General features: G+C 36.9%; 6 protein-coding genes. 3 read left to right on the forward strand and 3 right to left on the reverse strand.

What is annotated here, in order from left to right:
* Positions 1-542, forward strand: a 542-nt coding sequence (locus CBG25_RS02500) for an IS5 family transposase (protein WP_290604069.1), incomplete at its 5' end; no start/stop codon positions are given.
* A gap of 510 nt (positions 543-1,052) precedes the next feature.
* A complete protein-coding gene (gene matP / locus CBG25_RS02505) occupies positions 1,053-1,502 on the forward strand; it encodes a macrodomain Ter protein MatP (RefSeq protein ID WP_032116354.1) in 450 nt (149 codons plus the stop codon).
* A 119-nt stretch (positions 1,503-1,621) separates the two neighbouring features.
* On the opposite strand, the gene ompA is transcribed toward matP, so the two are convergent.
* Together ompA and sulA are read right to left on the reverse strand one after the other, a co-directional pair.
* Positions 1,622-2,683 carry a porin OmpA gene (gene ompA, locus CBG25_RS02510; protein ID WP_290604293.1) on the reverse strand — a complete coding sequence of 354 codons (1,062 nt, stop codon included), beginning with the start codon at positions 2,681-2,683 and terminating at the stop codon, positions 1,622-1,624.
* Positions 2,684-3,062: 379 nt separating this feature from the next.
* On the reverse strand, positions 3,063-3,578 hold the full coding sequence (sulA, locus tag CBG25_RS02515) for an SOS-induced cell division inhibitor SulA (protein ID WP_290604295.1): 516 nt from the start codon (positions 3,576-3,578) through the stop codon (positions 3,063-3,065).
* A gap of 480 nt (positions 3,579-4,058) precedes the next feature.
* Between sulA and CBG25_RS02520 the strand changes: the two genes are divergently transcribed.
* A complete protein-coding gene (locus CBG25_RS02520) occupies positions 4,059-4,541 on the forward strand; it encodes a TfoX/Sxy family protein (RefSeq protein WP_290604299.1) in 483 nt (160 codons plus the stop codon).
* 101 nt (positions 4,542-4,642) lie between these two features.
* On the opposite strand, the gene CBG25_RS02525 is transcribed toward CBG25_RS02520, so the two are convergent.
* On the reverse strand, positions 4,643-4,875 hold a 233-nt coding region (locus tag CBG25_RS02525), incomplete at its 5' end, for a transposase (protein ID WP_290604297.1).

A 4,875-nucleotide genomic window follows, 5' to 3' on the forward strand; every position in this document is an offset into this window, starting at 1 on the left:
AACTCAAGCAGGAAGCGATGCCTGCTCATTGGAAACCAACCAAGCGGCGACAAAAAGATTTAGACGCCACGTGGACTAAAAAACACGGTAAGAGTCATTATGGCTATAAGCTTTCGGTAAACATGGATAAGAAGTACAAATTCATCAGAAAAATCGTCACCGATACGGCCAGCACCCACGACAGTCAGCATTTCGAAAGGGTCATTGACAAGGCCAACACCAATCGCAATATCTACGCCGACCGAGGCTATCCCTCTGCGGAGCGGGAAGCTTGGCTGAAGGCAAACGGCTATAGGAGCCAGATTCAGCGTAAAGGCCATCGAAACAAACCGTTGTCCAAGACTCAGCAAGGGCGAAACCACAGGATTGCAAAGACTAGGGCACGGGTTGAACATGCATTTGCGGCGATGGAACAAATGGGTAGAAAACTGATCCGCACCATTGGACAGGTGCGCGCTAATTTTGCCATGACGATGATGGCAGCATGTTACAACCTAAAGCGGTTGGCGTACTTCCAGAGCGCGTGCATCGTGGCTTTCTGACGCCCAGAATGGGTTAAATGGCCCTAGCCAGGGCAATGTGCGATAGAATCAGTAACGTGATAATCAAAAAAATCTAATTATTTAGAATGAAAGCCAAGGGTTAATTGAAAATCTTGAGTTTTTCGAGGTGCCCTGTAGTAATAAGTGCAATAGAAAATGTAAAAGTCTAGTCAATGTAAATAATTTGGGACTGAACATTAGTAACTAATGGTTAATATCCAAGTAGTAAGCTAATGACAAAAACCACTAATACATTAGATAGAATGTATTATTTCAATTTAGAACATAGTGAAAGTTACTAACTATAAATGTGAATAATCATATTTTATCGCACTAATTATTATTTTTTGTCGATTGACTTGTATAAATAGGAAAAATTATATTTTTTGCTAACATTTCAATATAGTGTGTTTTCTTACTAAGATTTTATTTAAGTTGGTTAAAAAACCAAACGTTTTTATTTTTAAATGTTGTTATAATTACATAAGTTACGTTGTCACAGAGATGATTATGAAATATCAACAGCTTGAAAATCTTGAGTGTGGTTGGAAATGGGATTACTTGGTTAAAAAGTATCGCGATGGTGAGAATATCACTAAGTATATAGAAAAAAGCGCCGTTCAGGATGCGATTGAGCAACTGTTGAAATTAGAGAATACCCCAACAAAAGTGATAAACTGGATAAAAAATCATATGTCGCCAGATTTATCTAATCGAATGAAACAAACAATTAGAGCCCGCAGAAAGCGACATTTTAATGCCGAGCATCAGCACTCATGTAAAAAATCTATCGATTTAGATTTTCTTGTCTGGCAAAGACTATCTATTTTAGCAAGAAAACAAGGCTGCACGCTCTCTGAAGCTATTGTGCATCTTATTGAAGATGCAGAGAGAAAAGACCAGTATGCAAACCAAATGTCGACATTTAAGCAGGATTTGCAAAATATTCTGGGTGACTAGCGTAAAAATAGGATCTAAATCTGGATTTTTTAACCATCTTAGCAATAAATTTTAAGCAAAAAATAACCCTTTAAGAAAGGGTTATTTTATTTGTAAATAAAGAATTTTTTAAACAGATACTACGGTTGCGGAGTTACTTCTGTAGTACCTTGGATCTCGATTTCAACTCGACGATCTGGTGCTAAGCAATTAATTAATGCAGCGCGAGGTTTTACGTTATTACAAGTACTACCTGTTACTGGATTTTGTTCTCCGCGACCTTGTGAACTAATTGCGTTCGCAGGGATACCTTTAGAAATCAGGTAGCTCATAACTTCATGTGCGCGTTTCTGAGATAAAGGTTTGTTATAGGATGGTGAACCAATACGGTCAGTATAGCCAAGAACCATCACACGACCTTGAGTTGGGTCAAGATTCGTTAGTTCGCTATACAACTTATCAAGTTCAGCTTTACCTGCTGGCTTCAAGGTATGTTTATTGAACTCAAATAAAACGTCAGAACGTAAAGTAAAACGTTTGTTTTCGATTGGTGCTGGAGCTGGTGCTGGTACAATCACAGGCGCTGCGTCTTGATTGAATCGATATGCAACACCAACGCTCAACATCCCATTATCTGGACGAACGGATAGTGAATCTTTATCACCAATATGACTCACCCATTGATAATCTAAACGAGTTGCCCATTCAGGGGTAATAGCATATTCAAGCCCTAGCGCATAAACTGGAGAAACACCAGTGTCATGCTCTTTAAAGGAATCTTGACCGGATACGTTTGCTTTTGCATCAGTCCGCCATACCATACCACCGAGACGACCATAAACATCTAATTCGTCTGTCAGTGGATAGCTTAGACGAGCGGTTAATTGAACACCCATCGATTTCAGGCTACCGTTATTTGGCTGACCAGAATATCTCATTCTGCCAAACCAGTCATAACCTAATTCGAAACCGAGATATTGATTATTTTGGTAACCAACATAGGCACCTGCGCCTAGTTGATCGCGCTTAGTTTTACCACTGCCAACATTTTCATCGTAAGGATGAAAGCCGGTATCTTCAAAGTGTGACCAACCTAATTTAGCACCGGTATACCAGGTATTATCTTTGAGTGCCGCCTGAGCTGCAGTTGCGAAAGCTGCCACTGCTACTGCTACTGCTACTGCGATAGCTATCTTTTTCATTTTACGCCTCGTTATCATCCAATATAGGCATCAGCTTCTTGAGCTTTTTTATAAGCCGTATGGTTTAAAATGCTGGTTAAGTTATTACGCTCTACTATCTTCGTTTCTACTTTATCTGCCTAAGGAATTATTCAAATAAAAAGTAGAATCAAAGCACTACCTTAACGTTGTAAAGTCTACAACGAACTTCAAAAGTTACAAGTAGAGGAAACATTAATCTCATTAACTTTTTAAAAGGCAATCGGTGAATTATAGATATAATTTATAACTATATTGCCATGGTTAAAGAATTAACCAAATGATTTATATTATTTTTTTTTGTTTTTGTCTATTGTCGTTTACAATTCATCAAATGGATTGGGAATAATCCTAATCTAGGCTAGTGATAATAATTAGAATGAATTTTTAGCTGATTAGAATGTCCGTGGGTACAATTTATATTTTCAGGCCGCATAACAAAGCCTATGCTTTTTCCTAGCTGTGCTGCATGTTCTAAATGTTGTAAACATGATGGTGATAAAGTCGGTAACCAGCCTAAGACAATACTGCAATTGCCGCTAGATAATGCTTTTATCATAGCAATAACGCTCATTTCTGGGCTTAGTGAATTTATTTGTACTGTTTTATTTAATGGTAGCTCTGAATTAATCAACCAATTACGGCTTAATTTTCGGTTAGGATTTAGCCATAATAGCCAACGAGATTCATCGCGAAGCCGGTGTAATAATGATCTCAGAAGTACTTCAACTATAGGATTATTTTCATTATATACCCATTCATTAACTACGCCGTTTGAATATACTGGCGCATTTCTATAATTTGGTAATAGTAAATTTTGGACATTACTAGGTTGATTCTCTGTTTTTATTGGGTAATTCCATGTGTTGGTATTCATATTGACCTCAGTTTATTACTGTACGCATATACAGTAATTGTATATTCATATAATATCAAGCCGATTTTTACAAAGCGCTTCGCAAAAAATTAATTTTTCTGCTTAATTGAACATTTAATTGTTGCAGTTTGGATAGGATTGCGTATTTTTTATTCTGCCTGTTAAGTAGAATATTTTTATTAACTATTAATGAGTTAAGTGGATATATGCGACAGTTTATTTATTATAAATATTGAATATAAAGGGTAACTATTAAGTTATGTTTTGTAATTGGTAAGATATTTATTTAGCTATATTTAATATTAAACGATGCTTAAGGTTTTATTCGATGCCTTATGTATACGCGGTTTTACAATAATCTAGGGGGTTTTAAAAATGGGTAAAATAACTTAATAAATTTTCTTACTATTTTAACTGATTAAAATATGGAGAAGTATAAAAATATTAGATTTGTGAGCGTTCACATGGAGAGTGGCAATTATGCTTTTATTTGATTCTCGTTTTTCTTGTTTGCAAAGCCTAATGGAAAATTATGGCCATATAAAGAAAAAACCGCATTTCGGGGGTTATTGTATTCTAGTCAATCATGTCATTATTGGGCAGGTATTGGATGGCGAGTTTTATTTGCGAGGTTGTTTATTTGCTGAACTTCAATTTGAAGTGTCTGGATTGCAAAAACTGATTTATACCAAGAAAGGCGTTCATCTTATATTAAAGTATTTTTTTATCAATGAAATACTTTGGAATGATAATTTACTTTTATGTTATTACATTGATCTCGCTTATAAAGCGGCCGTGGAAGAGTTATCTCAGAAACAGCATTCACATATCAGGATCAAAGACTTGCCTAATATGAATATGTCGATAGAAAGGGCATTAGGTAAAGTAGGAATTAGCGATGTAGACTATTTAAAAATGTTAGGTGCTAAAGGGCACCTCGAAAAACTCAAGATTTTCAATTAACCCTTGGCTTTCATTCTAAATAATTAGATTTTTTTTGATTATCACGTTACTGATTCTATCGCACATTGCCCTGGCTAGGGCCATTTGACCCATTCTGGGCGTCAGAAAGCCACGATGCACGCGCTCTGGAAGTACGCCAACCGCTTTAGGTTGTAACATGCTGCCATCATCGTCATGGCAAAATTAGCGCGCACCTGTCCAATGGTGCGGATCAGTTTTCTACCCATTTGTTCCATCGCCGCAAATGCATGTTCAACCCGTGCCCTAGTCTTTGCAATCCTGTGGTTTCGCCCTTGCTGAGTCTTGGACAACGGTTTGTTTCGATGGCCTTTAC

Source organism: Arsenophonus sp. ENCA (genome assembly GCF_002287155.1).
Classification (GTDB): domain Bacteria; phylum Pseudomonadota; class Gammaproteobacteria; order Enterobacterales; family Enterobacteriaceae; genus Arsenophonus; species Arsenophonus nilaparvatae.

Bases quoted from the DNA above. Each gene is read 5' to 3' on its own strand.
- matP (WP_032116354.1), top strand. From the start codon at position 1,053: ATGAAATATCAACAGCTTGAAAATCTTGAGTGTGGTTGGAAATGGGAT.
- ompA (WP_290604293.1), bottom strand. From the start codon at position 2,683: ATGAAAAAGATAGCTATCGCAGTAGCAGTAGCAGTAGCAGTGGCAGCT.
- sulA (WP_290604295.1), bottom strand. From the start codon at position 3,578: ATGAATACCAACACATGGAATTACCCAATAAAAACAGAGAATCAACCT.
- CBG25_RS02520 (WP_290604299.1), top strand. From the start codon at position 4,059: ATGCTTTTATTTGATTCTCGTTTTTCTTGTTTGCAAAGCCTAATGGAA.